Here is an 18254-nt window from a genome sequence, read left to right as displayed (position 1 = left end):
GCGCGCGCGAATGGTCGTCCGTCGCACCCGGCCCGGTCGATGGGCTCAGAATGAATGCGTCATCCCCACATGCGCGAGCAGTTGCGAGCGCCCCGACGACGGGCCGTTCGGATAGGTCGCCGCCGTCGCCCCGTTGCCCGATGCGAGCTGCCACGTCAGCGTCGCCTGCAATTGCGTGCGTTTCGACAGCGCGTACAGGTTGCCGGCCTCGAGCGTGTTCCAGTGCATGCCGTCCAGGCGCGAATACGTGTAATCGAGCGTGACCGCTTCCGCCGCGGTGAACTGGTAAAGCGTGCCGACGTCGATGTTCTGCATGTGCGTGGCCGTGCGTGCGCCCTTGATGTCCGTCCGCGTGTACAGCACGTTGACGTGCCACGGTTCCGTGATCCGGTACGTGAGCCCGATACCCAGGTTGTTGACCTCGTTCGACTGGAAAGTCTTTTGCGCGGATAGCGTCTGGTCGAGGAACCGGGTCCAGCCGAAGTAGTTGTACAGGTCGAGCACGCGACGCTGGGTCGTCATGTACGTGACGCCGACCGACAGCGGGCCGCGATCGTAGGTGGCGTACGCGCCCGCACTGTGGCCGGTCGCGTCCGACCCGGTGAAGCCGTACAGGGCACCGACGCGTATGCCGTACCATTCCGGACTCCGATATTTCACCGCATTCTCGATCTGGTAGCCGTTGGTCAGGCTGTCCAGGTTACCCGCATGGAACGCGTACAGGCTGCGATTCCAGAACGCGTTCGAATAGCGGATCGCGACGTCGTCCATCAGGTCGGCCTGGCGGCCGAACGTGATCGTGCCGAACGGACCGTCGAGGCCGACATACGCCTGCCGGTCGAATAACGTGTTGGACTTGATCAGCATGCCCGTATTGACGTTGAAGCCGCTCTCCAGCGCGAACACCGCGCGATAGCCGCCGCCGAGCGCCTCGTTGCCGCGCAGTCCCCAGCGCGTCGGCGCGCCGATCCCGGACGCCGTGCCCCACGACGCGCCACCGCGCTTGTTGCTGATGTAGGTAACGCCGGAATCCACCTGGCCCCACATGGTGACCGAACTGCTTTGTGCGTGTGCGAGCGAAACCAGCGAGGCGCCGCATCCGGCGATCAGAAAGGTGCGAGGCAGGATTTTCATGTGTCAGGGACCGGGAAGCGGGCGGACAGACCAACCGAGCGATATATAAAAATGACCACTGGTGGACATTTCGTTATCAGGTGGAAAAAATCATAGGGCCCGGTTTTGATATGAATCAAGCGGAAAATAATTAAATGCGCCTTGACCCGTGCTTTTGTCCACGCGATCATCGCGTCTCATATGGTCGAAATGCCCATTCATGGACATGTGGGACCAGGAAAAGACAAGGGACGACCGATGCCTGACACCTCCTCCCGGAAGCCCACCCGCATCCGCTTCCTGATGCTGTTTCTCGTGTTCGTCGGCACGGTCGTCAACTACGTCGATCGCGCGAACCTGTCGGTCGCGGCGCCGCTGCTCAAGCACGAATTCGGGCTCGACCCGGTGGCGATCGGCGTGCTGTTCTCCGCGTACTCGTGGACCTACGTGCTGGCCAACCTGCCGGGCGGCTGGGTCGTCGACCGTTTCGGCTCGCGCGTGATGTACGCGGTGGCGCTGCTGACCTGGTCGAGCTTCACGCTGCTGCAGGGTTTCGCGGGCCGCTTCGCGACGCTGTTCGGGCTGCGCCTGGGCGTCGGCATCGCGGAGGCGCCGACCTTCCCGATCAACAACCGCGTCGTGTCGATCTGGTTTGCGCAGCGCGAACGCGGCATCGCGACCAGCGTGTATCTGGTCGGCCAGTACGTCGGCATGGCCGCGCTGACGCCGGTGCTGTTCTGGATCGCCGGCACGTTCGGTTGGCGCGAGATATTCTTCGCGACGGGCCTCGTCGGCGTCCTGTGGGCCGGCGTCTGGTATCTGCTGTATCGCGACCCCGAGCAGTGCAAGTGGGCGAACGATGCCGAACTCGAGCACATCCGCACCGGCGGCGCGGTGGTCGAGATCGGCAAGCCCGCGCGCGGCGAGCCGTTCCCGTGGCGCAAGCTCGCGATCGTGTTCCGCAACCGCCAGATCATCGCGATCTGCGCGGGCAAATTCGCGTCGCTATCGTCGTTGTATTTCTTCCTGACGTGGTTCCCGAGCTACCTGATCACCGAGCGTCACATGACCGTGCTGAAAGCGGGCGGCGCGGCGTCGGTCCCGTTCATCTCCGCATCGGCCGGCGTGCTTGCGGGCGGCGCATTGTCCGACTGGCTGCTGCGGCGCGGCGCGAGCGTCGGTGCCGCGCGCAAGACGCCGATCATCACCGGTCTGCTGCTGGTCCCGACGATGTCGTTGGCGGTGCTGACGGACACCAACTGGGTCGTGATCGCGATCATGTCGTTCGCGTTTTTTGCGCAGGGCGTCGCGTCGGCATCGTGGTCACTGATCGGCGACATCGCGCCGCGCAGCATGCTCGGGGTCACGGGCGGCGCGGTCAACTTCGTCGGCAACCTGTCTGGTATCGTTACGCCCATCGCCATCGGCTTCATCGTTCGCGAGACGGGTTCGTTCGGATGGGCGCTCGGGTTGATCAGCGTGTTCGCGGTGATCGGCGCGTTGTGCTACACGTTCCTGCTCGGCGAGGTCAAGCGCATCGAGCTCGATCCGCCGGCCACGGGCGGCAACGCGCCCGAACCGCTGAAGTCGACGGTGCAGGACTGACGACGCAAGGCCACGATGAACCCAGATACGCCCGATACCACCGGCACGCTTTCCGACGACGACACCTATCTCGTTCCCGCGCTCGAGCGCGGCCTGCGGATCCTCGAACTGTTCAACGCACGCGATCCGGTTCTGACGCCGAACCTGATCGCGCAGCGGCTGGGCTTGCCGCGCACTACGGCGCTGCGACTCGTGCAGACGCTGCAGACGCTCGGCTATCTTGAACGCGCGAACCGCGATCGCGACGTGCGGCTCGGCGCGCGCGTCATGAAGCTCGGCTTCGATTACCTGAGCTCGCTCGCGTTGACCGACATCGGCACGCCGGTGATCGAGCGGCTGCGTGATGCGACCGGTTTCGCGAGTCATCTGGTGGTGCGCGACGGCCGCGACGTCGTGTTCGTCGCGAAGGCGTGGACGCACGATTCGGTGATGAGCGCGATCAAGGTCAACATCGGTACGCGCATTCCCGCACATGCTTCGGTGCACGGCCACGTGCTGCTTGGCGATCTCGACCAGGCGGAACTCGACGCGCTGTTCCCGGAGCCGATGCTGCCGACCTATACGCCGCACACGCCGCGTACCGCGACGGAAGTATATGCGCGCGCGCAGAAGTATGCGGCCGACGGCTACGCGCTCAGCGAATCGTCGTTCGAGCCCGGCATCTCGGTGATCAGCGCGCCGGTGCGCGACAGCAGCGGCTTGATCGTCGCCGCGGTCACGCTGACGGTCGCGCGGCCGTTCCTCGAGAAGTCGATGATCGACCAGGGGCTCGTCGGGCAGGTCCGGCAGGCGGCCGCCGATCTGTCGGCGCGGCTCAACTACCACGCTGCCGAGCACGGCGCCGACCACGACTGAGCCGGCGACCGGGCTGGTGCCCCCGCGCTCACCGCCCCGTTTTCAACTGCGCCCACAACCGGTTCTGCAGCCGGCGAATCTCGGGCGGCATCGGCTTGAGCAACGTCATCCTGCTCAATACCTCGTCGGACGGATACACCGACGGATCGCGCGCGATTGCTGGCTTCACGTACTGACGCGCGGCCTTGTTCGCGGTCGGGTAGAACACCGCGTTGGTGATGCCCGCATTGACCTTCGGGTCCTGCAGGTAGTTGATCCACTTCAGCGCGGCATCGCGGTTCGGCGCGTCCTTCGGGATCACCATCATGTCGAACCACAGCAGGCCGCCTTCCTTCGGATTCGCGAAGCGGATCTCGTACGGGCGTTTCGCTTCGGCCGCGCGGCGGTGCGCGATGCCGACGTCGCCCGAGTAGCCGAACGACACGCACAGGTCGTTGTTCGCGAGATCGTTGATGTAGCCCGACGAGTTGAACTGCGTGATGTACGGGCGCACCTTCTTCAGCACGTCGTAGGCGGCGCGGTAGTCGGCCGGGTTCGTGCTGTTCGGGTCCTTGCCCATGTACTGAAGCGTCGCGGCGAACACGTCGACGGCCTGGTCGAGGAACGACACGCCGCACCCCTTCAGCTTCGCCATGTTGGCCGGATCGAACACCAGCGCCCAACTGTCGACCGGCGCCTTGTCGCCGAGCGCCTTCTTCACGGCCTGCACGTTGTAGCCGATGCCGTCGGTGCCGTAGGCCCACGGCACGCCGTACTGGTTGCCCGGGTCGGCGTCGGCGACCATCTTCATCAGCAGCGGGTCGAGATTCGACAGGTTCGGCAGCTTCGATTTGTCGAGCGGCTGGTAGACGCTCGCCTGAATCTGCTTGGCCATGTAGTTCGACGTCGGCACGACGATGTCGTAGCCGGAGTTGCCGGACAGCAGCTTCGCCTGCAGCGTGTCGTCGCTGTCGTAGTTGTCGTAGCGAACGTGAAGGCCGGTCTGTTTCTGGAAGTTCGGGATCGTGTCCGGCGCGATGTAGTCGGACCAGTTGTAGATGTTCAGTTCGCCGGCTGCATGGGCGGCAGTGCCGGCGGCGGCGATCGACAGGATGGCGGCGGCTGAAAGGGTACGGTGGAGCGGGCGGATTCGCATGACGAAGTCTTTCCTGGCGGAGCGCGTCGAGCCCGGCGTACGGGCCGTCGCGCGACGGTTCATCGGATGGAACAGGCGTGCGTGATCCGTGCTGTCGACGAGCACGGGCAGTGCAATGCAATCAGGAGTGCGTTCGATGTCGCGCGGGGCTTGCGGCCAAACGCGGCGCGAGCCGATCCCGTCGCCGCTCAGGCGACACGATGCGCAGGTCGAACGGACACGAAGAAGGGGAAAGGCGCGCTAAGGCAGCAGCGACGCCACGTCGTCGGTATGGATCGCGACGGACGCACGGGCGGCGACGGCGTTGTGACGGCGAACGGAACGGCGGGACAGGATGGTGTAGATCGACAGAGACAGGCGAGGACTTCGCCAGCCGTCACGGTCGTCGAGGGACGGCAGCGCGGCGCGCAGGTTTCGCGCATCGCCTCGTCTCCATCGCACCAGCGGGCCACGGATTCTCACGATTACTCCCGACCGGGTTGTTGAAAGTATTGAACACCCGACGCTTCGCCAACGGCTGCCGTTTCAGGCTGCGGTCATCGCGATTGCCGCGGGGCGGCATCGGCTGCATGGCGCGGACTGAAAGCTTGGCATTCAGCGAAATCGCCGAAATATGACGCTCCCGTGAATCATCGGATAAATCGCTGTAAGGATGTCTCCGGATTTTCCCTAGTGATGGGCAGGGTGGCGACGCGGTGCGGCAGCGTGCATGTCGCGCTTGCGAGCGTACTGGCGGTGGCCGGAATGCGGTCGAAGTGATGAGAATATTAGACGGCTGGATAGCCCGCGCCGTCTCGCGACGACGAAGCGGGCGCGGGTGTGGCGGCGCGTTATGCGACCCGAATCCCGAAGTTCTCGATCAGCATGGCCGCCTGATCGTAGGAGACGGTCGCGCCGCGCAGCACGCCGGACGCGAGCAGCCTGGGCGTGCCGCCCAGATCCACGTCGCGCAGGTCGGCACCCTCGAAGCGGGCGTCGTTCAGATGTGCGTTGCGCAGGCTGCCGCCTTCGAACACGGCATCGCGGAAGTCCGCGCCGGCGAGATCGGCGTCCGAGAAATCGAGCGCCACGAGCCGGGTTTTACGGAACGAAAAGCGCCGCAGGCTCGCGCCGACCAGCAGCGTGCTGGCGAATTCGAGTCCAAGCGATTTGCATTCCTCAAAATCGGCACCGGTCAGCCGGCATTCGTTGAAGCGGACCGATCCGAGCTTGCTGCGCCGCCAGCTCGTATTGTTGAGGTCGCACGACCGGAACGCGGCGTCCTCGAGATCCGACGACGCAAAGTCGGTTTGGCGGGCCCGGCAGCGAATCCATGTGGTGTGTGCGAGCGTGGCGCCGACGAACGACGCTTCCGCGAGCGCGCAGCGCTCGAATCGCGCGCCTCGCAGATCCAGGCGCGACAGATCGGCGCTTTCGAGGTCGCAATCCTCCAGCTGGAGGGGCGCAGGTGAGCCTTCGATGAGCTGCATCAATTCGGCGCGATCCAGCGTGCGGCCGGTCACGAGGACACCGGGAGTCATGAGCGGATCCATTGTCGGGCGAATGTTCGGGGCAGACATTATCCGGATTTCGCGCGCGTCGTGCATCGGGCGGCGTGCGATAGCTAACGCCGGGCTGCTGCCCCCACGCACGGCGAAGCTGTCCGCCGATATCAATCGCCGGACGGCCCGGGCCGGCTGAAGCGCTGCTCGACGACCTCGGTTCCCCAGTGCGTGCCTGCCGACTCGTTCGTCAGCGCAAAGCCGAACGACTCGTACAGATGGCGCGCCGCATCGAGCCCCTTGAAGGTCCACAGGTAGGTTTCGCGAAACCGGTGTTCGTCGACGAAACGCATCGCCAGCGTCATCAATTGACGCCCGACGCCAGAGCCGCGCAACGCGTCGTTGACGATGAACCAGCGCAGGTGCGCGACGCCCGTCGCCGGGTCGCCGTCGATCGCGAGCGACGCGAGTGTCCGGCCGTCTTCCTGGCACAGCCACAGCGCCTTGCCGGCGGCCGGCAGCGTGCCCGCGAAGGCGGCCAGCTCGGTCGCCACCCGCTGTTCGAAGAAGGCGCCGAAACCCCAGTGTTCCGCATAGAAGCGCGCATGCAGGCTCGCGATGTCGCCGATGCAGCCCGGCTGATAGCCTTCGCGAATCGACGGCGCATCGGTGGGTGCGACGGGCGCGCGGGCCGCGTTGTCCTGGGCGAGCGCATCGGCATACAGCGCGAGCGAACGCAGCAGCGCTTGCTGGTCGGCCGGAATCATCCGGCGCAGCGCGTTCGACACCTGATCGGTCGCGAACGTATCGATTCTTTTTCGGAGCTTTTTGCCTTCGGCGGTCAGGTACAGCTCGATCGCCCGCGCGTCTTCGCTCGACACGCGCCGCTCCACGATACCGGCGGCTTCGAGCCGCGCGAGTTGCCGGCTCGTGTTCGATTTGTCGAGCCGCAGGATGGCGCCCAGATCCTTCGCGTTGATGCCGGGCGCCATCCCGATCTCGAGGATCGCGTGCACGGCCGACGGCGCCCAGTCGCTGTCGGCCAGCGTCGCGCGCATGAAGCCGAGCTCGCGTACCAGTTTGCGCGAGAAGTCGCGCAATTCGAGGATGGTCGCGTCGCGCGGCTTGGCCGGCGCGTCGATGAGGTCCATGGTCTGCCCCTGAAAGGTTGCGTATCGCAATCGATAATAGTTGCGGGTCGCAACTTGATCAAGGCGGATTTTCACGTAATCGATTGCTTCGGGGCGGCGCATCCGTGCGGCCGCCACCGCGACGGGTACTGAAGCGGATGGCCGGGCGCGGCGAAGTGGCTGCATACTGGGCGGCGTTGGCAGAGCTGCGAGCAGGGGCATCGGCCGACCCTCGATCGACGACCGCGGACCACGGAGATCACCATGAACAAGCTGTTGCCGATGACGATCGCGTTGCTGGCCGGGAGTGGCCTCGGCGCGGCGCCGCTCCATGCGGCCGGCGTGATGGATGCGGCGCCGTGCAGCGCCGCGCATGCGGCGGATCAGCGCGGCGGGAACGCCGCGATGCCGGGCACGTCGGTCCGCAGCTTCTCGACCGCCGGTTGTTCGGGTGCGGTTTTGCAGGGCGACCGGGCCACGGCAACCGTCAACGGCGACAGGGTGGAGTTGCGCGACGGCGTCGTCTATGTGAACGGCCGATCGTATGGTGCCGTTACGCCCGCGCAGACCGTCGAATACGAAGTCGCGCGCGATCGGCGCACATTGAAGGTCGACGGAAAAACGCGCGCGCCGCTGCGCTGATGCGTCTGGTTGCTTTCTGCAACGCGCGATGTCGATTCACTTCCCGAAGCCGGTGCAACGAAGCACCGGCCCGGGCGCGACTCAGGACGTGGCGACCGAGGCGACCGTCTCGGCCGGGCTGCGCGGCGGCTGGCCGGTTTGCCGGCGCGAGCGGCCCGAGCTGAGGTACGCGGCGATCGAGTCCTGCGTGATCTCGCCGAGCCACGCACCGTCGGGGTCGAGCACCGGCATCCACGACGCGCTGTACTGGTACATCTTCGACAGCACGATGCGCAGGTTGTCGTCCGCCGCGACGCCGGCCGGAAACGGCGTCACGCGTTCGCCGCACACGCCGCCGTCGGTGCGTGCCGCGCGGCGCGTCACGTAGCCGAGCGCCCGGCCCGCGTCGTCGAGCACGGTCAGGTAGCGGCAGTCGGTTTCGTCCATCACCGCCAGTGCGTGTGCGAGCGGCGTATCGACGCGCGCGGTTTCGGGTTGCGTGGCGGCGTCGCCGGCCTTCACGAGCAGCAGGCGCTTGAGCGTGCTGTCCTGGCCGACGAACTGCGCGACGAATTCGTCGCGCGGGCGGGCGAGCAGCGTGTCGGGGTGATCGTACTGAACGAGCTGGCCGCGCCGGAACACGGCGATGCGATCGCCGAGCTTGATCGCTTCGTCGATGTCGTGGCTCACCATGATCACGGTCTTGTTCAGTTGCCGCTGCATCTGGAAGAACTCGTTCTGGATCGATTCGCGATTGATCGGATCGACCGCGCCGAACGGCTCGTCCATCAGCAGCACGGGCGGATCGGCGGCCAGCGCGCGAATCACGCCGATGCGCTGCTGCTGCCCGCCCGACAGCTCGCGCGGATAGCGCTTCAGGTACAGCTTCGGATCGAGCGCGACCATCGACATCAGGTCGCGCGCGCGTTCGGCGCAGCGCTTCTTGTCCCAGCCGAGCAGGCGCGGCACGACGGTGATGTTCTCCTCGATCGTCATGTTCGGGAACAGGCCGATCTGCTGGATCACGTAGCCGATGTGGCGCCGCAGGTCGACTTCATTCAGCTGCGCCGTGTCCTCGCCGTTGATGAGCACGCGGCCCGACGTGGCGGCGATGAGCCGGTTGATCATCTTGAGCGTGGTGGTCTTGCCGCAGCCCGACGGGCCGAGGAACACGCAGATTTCCCCTTCGGGCACCGACAGGCTCACGGAGTCGACCGCGCGCACGGCCTGGCCGTCCTTGCGCGTGAAGGTCTTGGTCAGTTGGTCGAGTTCGATCATGTCTTCTGCACTCCCTTCGGTGTCAATGCACGTTGCAGCATCTGCAGCAGCCGGTCGGCGACGATCGCGAGCAGGCTCACGAGCACCGCGCCCACCAGCAGTTTCATCATGCTGCTCTGCCCGATCGCACGCAGGATCAGCGTGCCGAGGCCGCCCGCGCCGATCACGGCGGCGATCGTCATCACGCCGATGTTCATCACGACCGCGGTGCGCACGCCCGCGAGAATCACCGGCACCGCGAGCGGCAAGTCGACCAGACGCAGGCGCTGCCACGACGTCATCCCGATGCCGGTGCCGGCTTCCTTGATCCCCGCATCCACGTTGTGCAAGGCCAGGTACGTGTTGCGCATGATCGGCAGCAGCGAGTAGAGGAATACGGCCGTGATCGCGGGCGCGGCGCCGATGCCCTGGCCGAAGCGCGAGAAGAACGGGATCATCAGGCCGAACAGCGCGATGGACGGCAGCGTGAGCACGAGCGTGGCGATGCCGAGCAGCGGCCCGGCGAGCCAGTCGTGGCGATTGATCAGGATGCCGAGCGGTACGCCGGCGACGATCGCGCAACCTACGGCGATCGCGACGAGCCACACGTGCTGCAGCGTGAGCTGCAGCAACTCGGGCCAGCTCGAAGCGAGATAGTCGAATACGCTCATCGGTCCTCCTTCAGGGCAGCGGGTGGGTGCGCAGGAACGCATCGGCGACGTCGCGCGGCGATTTGCCGTCGAGATCGACGGCCTTGGCCATCGCCTGCATCGCGTCGTTGTCGAGCGCGGCCGACAGCGCGTTGAGCTGCGTCGCGAGCTTCGGATTGCTTTCAAGCGTGCCCTTGCGGACCACGGGCGTCGCGTTGTACGGCGGGAAGAAGTGCTTGTCGTCCTCGAGCGGCACGATGCCGAAGCCCTTCACGCGGCCGTCGGTCGTGTAGACGAGGCCGATCTTCAACTGATTGTTGTGCAGGGCCGTATAGACGAGCCCCGGATCCATCTGCTTCAGTTGCGCGCGGCTGAACTGCATGCCGTAGGCGGCGAGCAGCGGCTTCAGGCCGTCGGGGCGATTCGCGAATTCCGCATCCATGCCGAATACGTAATGCTTCGCGGCGGGATCGTTCTTCAGGTGCTCGGCGAGCTGCGACACCGTGCGGATGCCGGTGGCCTGCGCGAGTTCGCTCGGCAGGCCGATCGCGTAGGTGTCGTTGAGCGGCGACGCATCGAGCCACACGAGCCCGCGCGGCACGTCGAGCGCCTTGACGCGCCGGTACATCTCCTCGGGCGACAGCTTGTCCTGGATCTTGTTGTAGACGAGCGCCGCCGTGCCCGTGTAGTCCCACATCAGGTCGAACTGGCCGTTCTCCAGCGCGCTGCGCGCGAGCGTGCTGCCGAGCCCGGCGCGGACTTCGACGTCGTAGCCGCGCGAGCGCAGGTATTGCGACGTGAGTTCCGCCAGCACGTACTGCTCGGTGAAGTTCTTCGCGCCCAGCACGAGCTTCGCGGCGAACGCCGGCGTGCTCGCGGCGACGCACAGCGCGCCGACGGTGCACAGGCGTGCGAACGATCGAAGGATGCGATGAAGCGTCATGCGGCACCTCCGTGGCGTGCGAGCCAGTGACGGCTGCCGGCTGCGACGATGCCGTCCAGCACCAGTGCCAGGATCGCGGTGAGCGATGCGCCGAGCAGCAGCAGCGGCTGGTTGTCGAGGTAGATGCCGGGAAAGATCAGCGAGCCGAGACTGTCCGCGCCGATCAGGTACGCGAGCGGCGCCGTGCCGACGTTGATCGCGAGCGCGGTGCGCACGCCGCCGACGATGATCGGCAAGGCGTTGGGCAATTCCACGCGAACCAGCGATTGCCAGCCCGTCATGCCGATGCCCTTGGCGGCTTCGCGCAGCGCGGCCGGTACGTTCTTCATCCCTTCGTAGGCGTTACGCGTGACGGGCAGCAGCGAGGCGAGAAACAGCGCGACGATCGCCGGCACGTTGCCGATGCCGAAGATGCCGAGCGCGATGGCGAGCACCGCGAGCGACGGGATCGTATTGCCGATGTTGAAGACCTGCATGAAGCGCTCGGCCTGGCGCTGGAATCGCGGCCGGCTCAGCAGTACGCCGGCCGGCACGCCCACGGCGATGGCCAGTGTCATCGAATAGACGACCAGCAGCATGTGCTGGCCCGCGTAGTAGGCGAGATCGTCCGAGCGCTGCTTGAACGTCTCGGCGCCGATGCCGCGCGCCAATGCCCATCCCACGGCGATGATGGCCACCAGGCTGCCCACCAGCTGGACAGTGCGTCGAGTCATGAAGATACGCCTCCTCGATTCGGTGCGGCGCGCGCAGGCGCACGCCGCGATGACGCCGCATGGCGTCGCGATGGAAGTTCGTGATCCCGGCATGGCCGCGATTGAACTGACGGAAACAGTGCTGCCGGCTGCACCGAGGTGCGGCTGGCGGTCGGTTGAACGCGACGACGCGTTCGTCTGATTGTCAGGTTCAGCCCGGCGGCGCCGTAACGGCGAGGCGCGTTCGAGCAGGGCACCGTCCTGTGAAGACGGCATGGATGCGGGCGGCTTGGCGCCGACCGCTGGGGCCGGAGGCCCCTTTGACGTGGCGAAACGGATGCATGCGCAACGAAGTGCGAAATGACATCACGTTGCGCACGAGATCATGCGTTTTGTGATGAAGTTGAGGCGAGTATAGAACAATCGATCGAACGCGTCTACCGTGGGGAGCGATCGCGGCGATGCGTGGCCGGTCGTGCGAGGGCCACGAGCAGGGTGCGTGAAAATTGATTCGAAGCCCGAATCAGTGGGCGAGACAGGCGTGGCGACGGGCGATGCGCGAGCGGTCTCGCCGCATGAAATCGTTACCGCGCGATGCGGCGCGCGGTGGTGCCGATCACGTTGGTCAGCAGCCGCACGATCGTCAGCGCGGTCATCTCGCGCACATCGAGCGCCGGGTGATATTCGACGACGTCGATTCCCGCGAGCCGCGTGTTCGCGCACAGGTGCCGCAGTACGCCGCGCGTCTGGTGGAACGTCAGGCCGCCCGGCATCGGCGCGACCACGCCCGGCGCGATGCTCGGGTCGAGGCCGTCGATGTCGACGGTCACGAACCACGGCGCGTCGTCCACGAGGTGCCGCGTGACGGCTTCGATGCCTTCATCGTGCACGACGTCGGCCGGCACGAGCACGTTGCCCGAGCGCAGCGCGTCCTCCACGTCGCTCGGGCGCGCGCTGCCGCTGCCGCGCAGGCCGACCTGGACGATCCGCCTGACGAACGGCATCTCGCGGATGCGCCGGATCGGGCTCGAATAGCCGTGCCGTTCGCCGTTCACTTCGTCGCGGAAGTCGAGATGCGCGTCGAACTGCAGCACGTTCAGCGGTCCGTACGCCTCGAACGCGCGCACGCACAGCGCCGGAATCGAATCGTCGCCGCCGAGCACCACCGGAATCGCGCCGTGCTCGAGCAGCGACGCGACGGCGGACGTCACGGCCGCCGCGTTGCGCGCGACGTCCAGCGTGCCGGGCAGGTTGCCGCAATCGACGCAGGTCGCGCTCGTGTCGCCGAACAGCGTGCCTTGCAGGTCGAAGTCATAGTGTCCGATCTGGCGCCCGTAGCGGAAGCTGCGCTCGCGCACCTTGTCGGGCGCGTTGGACGCGTCGCAGTGCAGCAGCGCCGGGCCGTACGGCACGCCGTACGGCGCGCCGAGGACGGCGAACGTGGCGGAGACTCGCTCCGTATCCGGCTCGCAACCCTGAGCAAGAAACGGCACCTTCGGTGAATCGCAAAGCATGTTTTCCTCGTTGAATAAGCGGGCCGAACGCGTGTGAACGTGTGACCGTCAGTCGGCGACCACGTGTTCGAGCACGTCGGAGCGGATCGGCCCGAGCATGAAGATGTAGATCAGGCATCCGATGATCGCCATGATCGACGCCGAGATCAGGCCGGGCGTGAACGAGCCGGTCGCGTCCTTCAGCAGGCCGATCACGGCCGGGCTCGCGATGCCCGCGAGATTGGAGATGCAGTTCTGGAACCCGGCGACCGTGCCGGCCACCGAGCGTTCGCCGCGTGCGGACACGTCGGCCGGCAGCGCGAGAATGCTCGACGTGGCGACCGACACGCCGAAGAACGCGATCGACAGGAGCAGCAGCGCGAGCCATGCCTGCGACGCGAGCCCCGCCAGACCGATCGTCGCGCTCAGCGCCATCCCGACGACGATGCAGAACTTGCGCGCAAAGTTCAGGCCGTAGTGGCTTGCCGCGATGCGGTCGGAGATCCAGCCGCCGACCCACGAGCCGACCAGCCCCGCGAGGCCGGGCAGGATGCCGTAGAAACCGAGCTGCAGCAGGCTGAAACCGCGTTCCTTCACCAGGTAGGTCGGGTACCACGTGATGAAGAAGTAGACGACGTAGCCCTGGCAGGCGAAGCCGAGCGACATTGCCCACACCACACGCGACGTGAACAGCCGGCCCCACTTGATGCGGACCGGTGCGTGCTTTTCGGTGGGTGCGTCCTGGTCGACGTGCTTGGCTTCGGCCGCGTTGACGAAGCGGTTCTGCGACGGAAACTCGCTCGCGACCAGCAGCCAGACGACGACCCACACGAGGCCGATCGCGCCGGTGAAGATGAACGACGCGCGCCAGCCGTACGCGGTGATGATCGCGGTGCAGATCGGCAGCGCGATCAGTGTGCCGCCGCGCGCGCCGCAATCGTAGATGCCGGACGCGAGGCCGCGTTCGGTCGGCGGGAACCAGCGCTCGACGAATTTCGTCGCGGACGGGAACGCGCCGGCTTCGCCGACGCCGAGCAGGAAACGCAGGCCGAGCAGCGACGCGCCGCCGCGCGCGAGGCTCGTCGCCATCGTGAATGCCGACCACCACACGACCGCGCCCGCGAACACGAGTTTCGCGCCGAACCGGTCGACGAGCATGCCGGCCGGGATCTGGCAGGCCGCATAAGTCCAGAAGAACGCGCCGAGGATCAGGCCCGATTCGGCGGACGACAGGTGCAGCTCCGTATTCATGTACGGCAGCGCGACCGCCAGGTTGGCGCGGTCCATGTAGTTGGTGACGATCGCGAGAAACGCGAGGAACACCATGAACCAGCGGAATTTGGTGGGCTTGTGCGCCCGTGAGCTCGACATTGTCTGCATCGTTGTGTCCCCTGACCTGCCCGTTGCGGCCGCTTTTGTGTTCAAAGCCGTGATTTCATCGAATTCCGGCCTGTTCCGCCAATACATTGTCGGACCGCGACCTATAACCGTGGGTTATGCTCTCGCGATCGCGCGGCGTCGAAAGGAGGGGGAACATGGCAAGGCGAACGCTGAACTATCACCAGGTCGAACTGCTGTACGAGGTGGTCCGGTGCCGGACGCTGACGGCGGCGGCGCGCAATCTGCACATCTCTCAGCCGGCGGTCACGAAGCAGTTGAAGGTGCTGGAAGAAAGCCTCGGCGTCGAGCTGTTCAAGCGCGAGAAAGGCCGGTTGCTGCCGACGGCCGAAGCGATCCTGCTGTTCGAGCAGACGGAGCGGACCAACGCGAGCCTGCATGCGCTCAACGAACTCGCGGACGGCTTGCGCGCGGGCACGCTCGGCCGCCTCGGCATCTGCGCGTATCCGGCGGTCACCGAACGGCTGCTGCCGGAAGCGATCACCGTGTTCCAGGCGAAGTACCCGAAGGTGTTCGTCGAAGTCGCGATCGAGAACGCGGAGCGGATGCTCGATCTCGTCGAGAGCCAGCAAGTGGATCTCGGCATCTGCGCGCCGTTTCGCGCGATGCGCAACGTCACCGAACAGCATCTGCTCGATTCGACGATCGTCTGCGCGATGCGCGCCGACGATCCGCTGGTCGTGCGGCAGACGGTGACGCTCGCCGATCTCGAAGCCGGCGGGCTGACGAGCGTCGATGCGCTGGAAGGCATCCCCGAACTGGAGGCGCTGCTGTCGGCGTCCGAGAACCGGCACACGATTCACGCGCGCGTGTCGAGTTCGGCGCTCGCGTGCCGGATGGTGCAACTGGCCGGGCGGCGCGCGATCGTCGACAGCCTGACCGCCGCGTCGATCGATGCGGCCGGCCTCGCGTTCGTGCCGATCGACACGATTCCGCCGCGCCGTATCGCGATGCTGCGCCCGTCGCTGCGGCCGGGTAGTGCGTTCACCGAAGCGTTCTGCCGGATCCTCGAAAGCCAGGCGAAGCGACTTCAGGTCGACATGACGCGCCGGTGCGCGAGCCGGCGGCGCGTCAGGGCGAAGGGGTAACGCATCCGCGTCACGCGTCGGTGTCCGACGCCGAGCGCGGCGTCTTGCCGGTCCAGCGCCGGTACGCGTGACGGAAGCTGCGCGGTTCGCTGTAACCGAGCCGCTCGGCGATCGCGGCGACGCTCAACGCATGATCGTCGAGCAACCGCACGGCTTCGTCGCGACGCACGTCGTCGAGCAACGACTGGAACGTGATGCCGTCCTTGTCGAGCCGCCGGCGCAGCGTGCGTTCGGTCAGGTGCAGCGCGCCGGCGAGCGCCGTCATCGACTTGAACCGCACGAGGTCGCGCGCCATCAATTCCTTCGCGCGATCGGCGAAGCGCGTGCCGACCGACGCGGCCCACTGCCGTTCGAGCACCTCGCACTGGCCGTGCAGCGCATTGAAGCTGACTTCGTTCGCGAGGCGCGGCGCTTCCGTGCCGTTCACCGACGTGAACACGAGCCGGTTGTCGGCCGCATTGAAGACGACCGGGCAGCCGAAGTGGCGCGCGTAGTCGGCCGCGTTGCGCGGCGTGCGGCGCGCGAGCTGCACCTGCTCGGGCCACACCGGCTTGCCGACGAGGTCGGACACGATCAGGCGCAGGCTCGACAGGCACATGTCGGCCTGGAACACCTCGAGATCGGGCTCGCCGTTGTAGCGGCCGATGGTCACGCTCATGCCGCCGGCATGCGCGTCGATACGCACGTCGAAATACAGCCCCATGAACAGCGGAAACTGGCCCATGCAGCGGAACGCCTGCATCACCGAGCCGCTGATCAGCATCGCGTAGCCGGCGAGACCCAGCGTCGACACATGCAGCCGCGCGCCGATCGACAGCCCGATCGACGGCACGCCGCTGCAGCGCAGCAGGTTGCGAAAGCAACGTTGCTCCTGGCCGCGATTCACGTGCAGGTTCGGCGATGCGACTTCGTCCGCGCCGAGCCCCGTGCCTTCGAGCAGTGCGGCGCCGTCGATGCGCCGCACGCGGCACTCGTCCAGCGCGACCGCGATCGCGTGAACCGTGGCGGGAATATCCTCCTGGCGTCCGGCCGGACGCGCGAGGCCGAGCGCCGAACGCAGGCTGCGTTCGGCCCGGCTCTGGTTTCGTTGGGAACGGCTGTCCATGGTGCCGATGCGGTGACGGGGTCGCACAGAACATAGCCGGAATGTCCGCAAAACGCCAGTGCCGCACAGCAGCATGCAGGGCGGCAGGGCACCATGCCCGACGATGTGTCCGGAAATATCCCTCGATTACGTCCGCTTTTCTCATTCGTCGTCGATTTTTTGGCGCACCACACTTTCTGCCAGTCGTGCCCCGCCGGCAGCGCCGGACGCACGCGTGTTGAAGTCATGGACGCCACCCACGTGAGGACAGCATGGACAACGACAGGCCAGGTCGAACCGCATCAGCCGCCGCGATGCACGAGTTCGAGGCGTACGCGCCGCGCGGCGACACCGACGCACGCAAGCCGCACCTGCTCGGACTCTCGACGCTGGTGATCTTCGGCCTCGCGTACATGCTGCCGATGACGGTGTTCACGACCTACGGCCTCGTCACGAGCGAGACGAACGGGCATCTGACGGCCGCGTACGCGGTCACGCTGATCGCGATGCTGTTTACCGCGCGCAGCTACGGCCACATGGCGCGGCTGATGCCGAGCGCCGGCTCGGCCTACACGTTCGCGAGCCGCAACTTCGGCACGTCGGCCGGTTTCATGGTCGGCTGGGCGTTGCTGATGGATTACCTGTTCATTCCGATGATCAGCTATCTCGCGATCGGCATCTACATGAAACAGATTTTTCCGACGGTGCCGGCCAGCGTGTGGATCATCGGCAGCATCGCGCTGATCACCGGGCTGAACATCGTCGGCATCCGGCTCGTCAATCGCATGAACCTGATCCTGATCGCGAGCCAGCTCGTATTCATCGCGGTCTTCGTGATCGCGTCGGCGCACGTCGCGGCGGGCGAAGGGCTGTCGATGGCCGTCGCGTTGCCGTCGTCCGGCGATGCGCGCGCGATCTTCGCCGGCGCCGCGATTTTGTGCCTGTCGTTCCTCGGCTTCGATGCGGTCACCACGCTGTCGGAGGAAACGCGCGAGCCGCGGCGCACGGTGCCGCGCGCGATCCTGCTCTGCACGCTCGCGAGCGGCCTGCTGTTCATGCTGATCGCTTATGTCGGTCAAGTGGTGTTTCCCGACTGGCACGCGTTCAAGGATCTCGATTCGGCGAGCCTCGAACTGATGCGGCGGGTCGGCGGCCGCACGCTGTCGGCGTTCTTCGTCGCGGTGTACGTGGCCGGCTGCTTCGCGAGCGCGATGGCGGGCCAGGCGAGCGTGACGCGCGTGCTGTTCGCGATGGGCCGCGACCGCGTGCTGCCCGAATGCGTGTTCGGCCATCTGCATGCGCGGTTGCATACGCCGGTGCGGGCGACGCTCGCGGTCGGCGTCGTGTCGCTGTCCGCGCTGTTCATCACGCTCGATCTCGCGTCGACGATGATCAGTTTCGGCGCGCTCGTCGCGTTCGCGATCGTGAACCTGTGCGTGATGCGCAGCTATCTGGGCCGGCCCGAGCATCGCCACGCAGCGGGCTGGATCGCGTATGGCCTGATGCCGGCGATCGGCTTCGCGATGAACGTGTGGCTCTGGTCGGGGCTGTCGCGCCAGACGTTCTACGTCGGCATCGGCTGGCTCGTGGTCGGGCTCTGCCAGCTCGTCTGGCTGACGCGCGGTTTCACGCGGCCGGCGCCGACGCTGTCGATGAATTGAAGGACCGGCTGCGCGATGCCGGTTTTGAAACCCTGAAGGAGGAGTGAT

The 18254-nt window shown here is 66.4% G+C and carries 18 protein-coding genes; 6 read left to right on the top strand and 12 right to left on the bottom strand.

Annotated elements, in window-relative coordinates:
* Nucleotides 1-45 precede the first annotated feature (45 nt).
* Entirely contained in the window at nucleotides 46-1134 is a 1089-nt protein-coding gene (locus tag DFS13_RS19100) for a porin (protein WP_006484850.1), read from the bottom strand.
* A gap of 237 nt (nucleotides 1135-1371) precedes the next feature.
* Between DFS13_RS19100 and DFS13_RS19095 the strand changes: the two genes are divergently transcribed.
* Nucleotides 1372-2718: an MFS transporter gene (locus tag DFS13_RS19095; protein ID WP_241308511.1), complete on the top strand. Its 1347-nt coding sequence runs from the start codon at nucleotides 1372-1374 to the stop codon at nucleotides 2716-2718.
* A 15-nt stretch (nucleotides 2719-2733) separates the two neighbouring features.
* The gene (locus tag DFS13_RS19090; protein WP_006484835.1) at nucleotides 2734-3573 is read left to right on the top strand and encodes an IclR family transcriptional regulator; all 840 of its coding nucleotides are present in this window, start codon (nucleotides 2734-2736) and stop codon (nucleotides 3571-3573) included.
* Nucleotides 3574-3601: 28 nt separating this feature from the next.
* Here the strand turns inward: DFS13_RS19090 and DFS13_RS19085 are convergent, their stop codons facing one another.
* From DFS13_RS19085 to DFS13_RS19070, 4 genes are all read right to left on the bottom strand, one after another.
* Nucleotides 3602-4708 carry a polyamine ABC transporter substrate-binding protein gene (locus DFS13_RS19085; RefSeq protein ID WP_069352215.1) on the bottom strand — a complete coding sequence of 369 codons (1107 nt, stop codon included), beginning with the start codon at nucleotides 4706-4708 and terminating at the stop codon, nucleotides 3602-3604.
* 240 nt (nucleotides 4709-4948) lie between these two features.
* On the bottom strand, nucleotides 4949-5170 hold the full coding sequence (locus DFS13_RS40845) for a hypothetical protein (protein WP_077020526.1): 222 nt from the start codon (nucleotides 5168-5170) through the stop codon (nucleotides 4949-4951).
* A 368-nt stretch (nucleotides 5171-5538) separates the two neighbouring features.
* Complete coding sequence (locus tag DFS13_RS19075) at nucleotides 5539-6228, bottom strand: pentapeptide repeat-containing protein (protein WP_062911728.1); 690 nt, start codon at nucleotides 6226-6228, stop codon at nucleotides 5539-5541.
* Nucleotides 6229-6359: 131 nt separating this feature from the next.
* A complete protein-coding gene (locus tag DFS13_RS19070; RefSeq protein WP_111441995.1) occupies nucleotides 6360-7340 on the bottom strand; it encodes a helix-turn-helix domain-containing GNAT family N-acetyltransferase in 981 nt (326 codons plus the stop codon).
* Nucleotides 7341-7583: 243 nt separating this feature from the next.
* Between DFS13_RS19070 and DFS13_RS19065 the strand changes: the two genes are divergently transcribed.
* Nucleotides 7584-7961, top strand: coding sequence for a hypothetical protein (locus DFS13_RS19065; protein ID WP_060265099.1), 378 nt, complete (start codon nucleotides 7584-7586; stop codon nucleotides 7959-7961).
* An 81-nt stretch (nucleotides 7962-8042) separates the two neighbouring features.
* Here the strand turns inward: DFS13_RS19065 and DFS13_RS19060 are convergent, their stop codons facing one another.
* Genes DFS13_RS19060 through DFS13_RS19045 form a run of 4 tightly spaced genes read right to left on the bottom strand, consistent with a single transcriptional unit; the run spans nucleotide 8043 to nucleotide 11503 of the window.
* A complete protein-coding gene (locus DFS13_RS19060; protein ID WP_006497928.1) occupies nucleotides 8043-9218 on the bottom strand; it encodes an ABC transporter ATP-binding protein in 1176 nt (391 codons plus the stop codon).
* Nucleotides 9215-9868 (bottom strand): ABC transporter permease, encoded by a 654-nt coding sequence (locus DFS13_RS19055; protein WP_006497929.1) that lies wholly within the window; start codon nucleotides 9866-9868, stop codon nucleotides 9215-9217. Before DFS13_RS19055 ends, DFS13_RS19060 begins: the two co-directional genes overlap by 4 nt.
* 10 nt (nucleotides 9869-9878) lie before the next feature.
* Entirely contained in the window at nucleotides 9879-10790 is a 912-nt protein-coding gene (locus DFS13_RS19050; RefSeq protein WP_006484838.1) for a glycine betaine ABC transporter substrate-binding protein, read from the bottom strand.
* Entirely contained in the window at nucleotides 10787-11503 is a 717-nt protein-coding gene (locus tag DFS13_RS19045; protein WP_006484827.1) for an ABC transporter permease, read from the bottom strand. Before DFS13_RS19045 ends, DFS13_RS19050 begins: the two co-directional genes overlap by 4 nt.
* On the opposite strand from DFS13_RS19045, the gene DFS13_RS19040 reads away from it, so the two are divergent.
* A complete protein-coding gene (locus DFS13_RS19040) occupies nucleotides 11502-11684 on the top strand; it encodes a hypothetical protein (RefSeq protein WP_006484836.1) in 183 nt (60 codons plus the stop codon). The genes DFS13_RS19045 and DFS13_RS19040 overlap by 2 nt on opposite strands.
* Nucleotides 11685-12066: 382 nt before the next feature.
* On the opposite strand, the gene DFS13_RS19030 is transcribed toward DFS13_RS19040, so the two are convergent.
* A complete protein-coding gene (locus DFS13_RS19030) occupies nucleotides 12067-12996 on the bottom strand; it encodes an agmatinase (protein ID WP_111441994.1) in 930 nt (309 codons plus the stop codon).
* 48 nt (nucleotides 12997-13044) lie between these two features.
* Entirely contained in the window at nucleotides 13045-14346 is a 1302-nt protein-coding gene (locus DFS13_RS19025) for an MFS transporter (RefSeq protein ID WP_006484820.1), read from the bottom strand.
* Nucleotides 14347-14510: 164 nt separating this feature from the next.
* Here DFS13_RS19025 and DFS13_RS19020 point away from each other — a divergent pair, with 164 nt between their 5' ends.
* On the top strand, nucleotides 14511-15461 hold the full coding sequence (locus tag DFS13_RS19020) for a LysR family transcriptional regulator (protein ID WP_006497932.1): 951 nt from the start codon (nucleotides 14511-14513) through the stop codon (nucleotides 15459-15461).
* A gap of 10 nt (nucleotides 15462-15471) precedes the next feature.
* On the opposite strand, the gene DFS13_RS19015 is transcribed toward DFS13_RS19020, so the two are convergent.
* Nucleotides 15472-16566 (bottom strand): AraC family transcriptional regulator, encoded by a 1095-nt coding sequence (locus DFS13_RS19015; RefSeq protein WP_006484842.1) that lies wholly within the window; start codon nucleotides 16564-16566, stop codon nucleotides 15472-15474.
* Nucleotides 16567-16817: 251 nt separating this feature from the next.
* On the opposite strand from DFS13_RS19015, the gene DFS13_RS19010 reads away from it, so the two are divergent.
* The gene (locus DFS13_RS19010) at nucleotides 16818-18206 is read left to right on the top strand and encodes an APC family permease (protein ID WP_080322376.1); all 1389 of its coding nucleotides are present in this window, start codon (nucleotides 16818-16820) and stop codon (nucleotides 18204-18206) included.
* Nucleotides 18207-18254: the final 48 nt, after the last annotated feature.

It is taken from the genome of Burkholderia sp. 28_3, assembly GCF_003253915.1.
Taxonomy (GTDB): Bacteria; Pseudomonadota; Gammaproteobacteria; order Burkholderiales; family Burkholderiaceae; genus Burkholderia; species Burkholderia cenocepacia.
The sequence above is the reverse complement of the archived record's forward strand: the minus strand, read 5'-3'. Positions and strand labels throughout refer to the sequence as shown.

Excerpts from the sequence above, each read along its gene's own strand:
- DFS13_RS19100 (WP_006484850.1), bottom strand. The coding sequence starts at position 1,134 with ATGAAAATCCTGCCTCGCACCTTTCTGATCGCCGGATGCGGCGCCTCG.
- DFS13_RS19095 (WP_241308511.1), top strand. The coding sequence starts at position 1,372 with ATGCCTGACACCTCCTCCCGGAAGCCCACCCGCATCCGCTTCCTGATG.
- DFS13_RS19090 (WP_006484835.1), top strand. The coding sequence starts at position 2,734 with ATGAACCCAGATACGCCCGATACCACCGGCACGCTTTCCGACGACGAC.
- DFS13_RS19085 (WP_069352215.1), bottom strand. The coding sequence starts at position 4,708 with ATGCGAATCCGCCCGCTCCACCGTACCCTTTCAGCCGCCGCCATCCTG.
- DFS13_RS19075 (WP_062911728.1), bottom strand. The coding sequence starts at position 6,228 with ATGACTCCCGGTGTCCTCGTGACCGGCCGCACGCTGGATCGCGCCGAA.
- DFS13_RS19070 (WP_111441995.1), bottom strand. The coding sequence starts at position 7,340 with ATGGACCTCATCGACGCGCCGGCCAAGCCGCGCGACGCGACCATCCTC.
- DFS13_RS19065 (WP_060265099.1), top strand. The coding sequence starts at position 7,584 with ATGAACAAGCTGTTGCCGATGACGATCGCGTTGCTGGCCGGGAGTGGC.
- DFS13_RS19060 (WP_006497928.1), bottom strand. The coding sequence starts at position 9,218 with ATGATCGAACTCGACCAACTGACCAAGACCTTCACGCGCAAGGACGGC.
- DFS13_RS19055 (WP_006497929.1), bottom strand. The coding sequence starts at position 9,868 with ATGAGCGTATTCGACTATCTCGCTTCGAGCTGGCCCGAGTTGCTGCAG.
- DFS13_RS19050 (WP_006484838.1), bottom strand. The coding sequence starts at position 10,790 with ATGACGCTTCATCGCATCCTTCGATCGTTCGCACGCCTGTGCACCGTC.
- DFS13_RS19040 (WP_006484836.1), top strand. The coding sequence starts at position 11,502 with ATGAAGATACGCCTCCTCGATTCGGTGCGGCGCGCGCAGGCGCACGCC.
- DFS13_RS19045 (WP_006484827.1), bottom strand. The coding sequence starts at position 11,503 with ATGACTCGACGCACTGTCCAGCTGGTGGGCAGCCTGGTGGCCATCATC.
- DFS13_RS19030 (WP_111441994.1), bottom strand. The coding sequence starts at position 12,996 with ATGCTTTGCGATTCACCGAAGGTGCCGTTTCTTGCTCAGGGTTGCGAG.
- DFS13_RS19025 (WP_006484820.1), bottom strand. The coding sequence starts at position 14,346 with ATGTCGAGCTCACGGGCGCACAAGCCCACCAAATTCCGCTGGTTCATG.
- DFS13_RS19020 (WP_006497932.1), top strand. The coding sequence starts at position 14,511 with ATGGCAAGGCGAACGCTGAACTATCACCAGGTCGAACTGCTGTACGAG.
- DFS13_RS19015 (WP_006484842.1), bottom strand. The coding sequence starts at position 16,566 with ATGGACAGCCGTTCCCAACGAAACCAGAGCCGGGCCGAACGCAGCCTG.
- DFS13_RS19010 (WP_080322376.1), top strand. The coding sequence starts at position 16,818 with ATGGACAACGACAGGCCAGGTCGAACCGCATCAGCCGCCGCGATGCAC.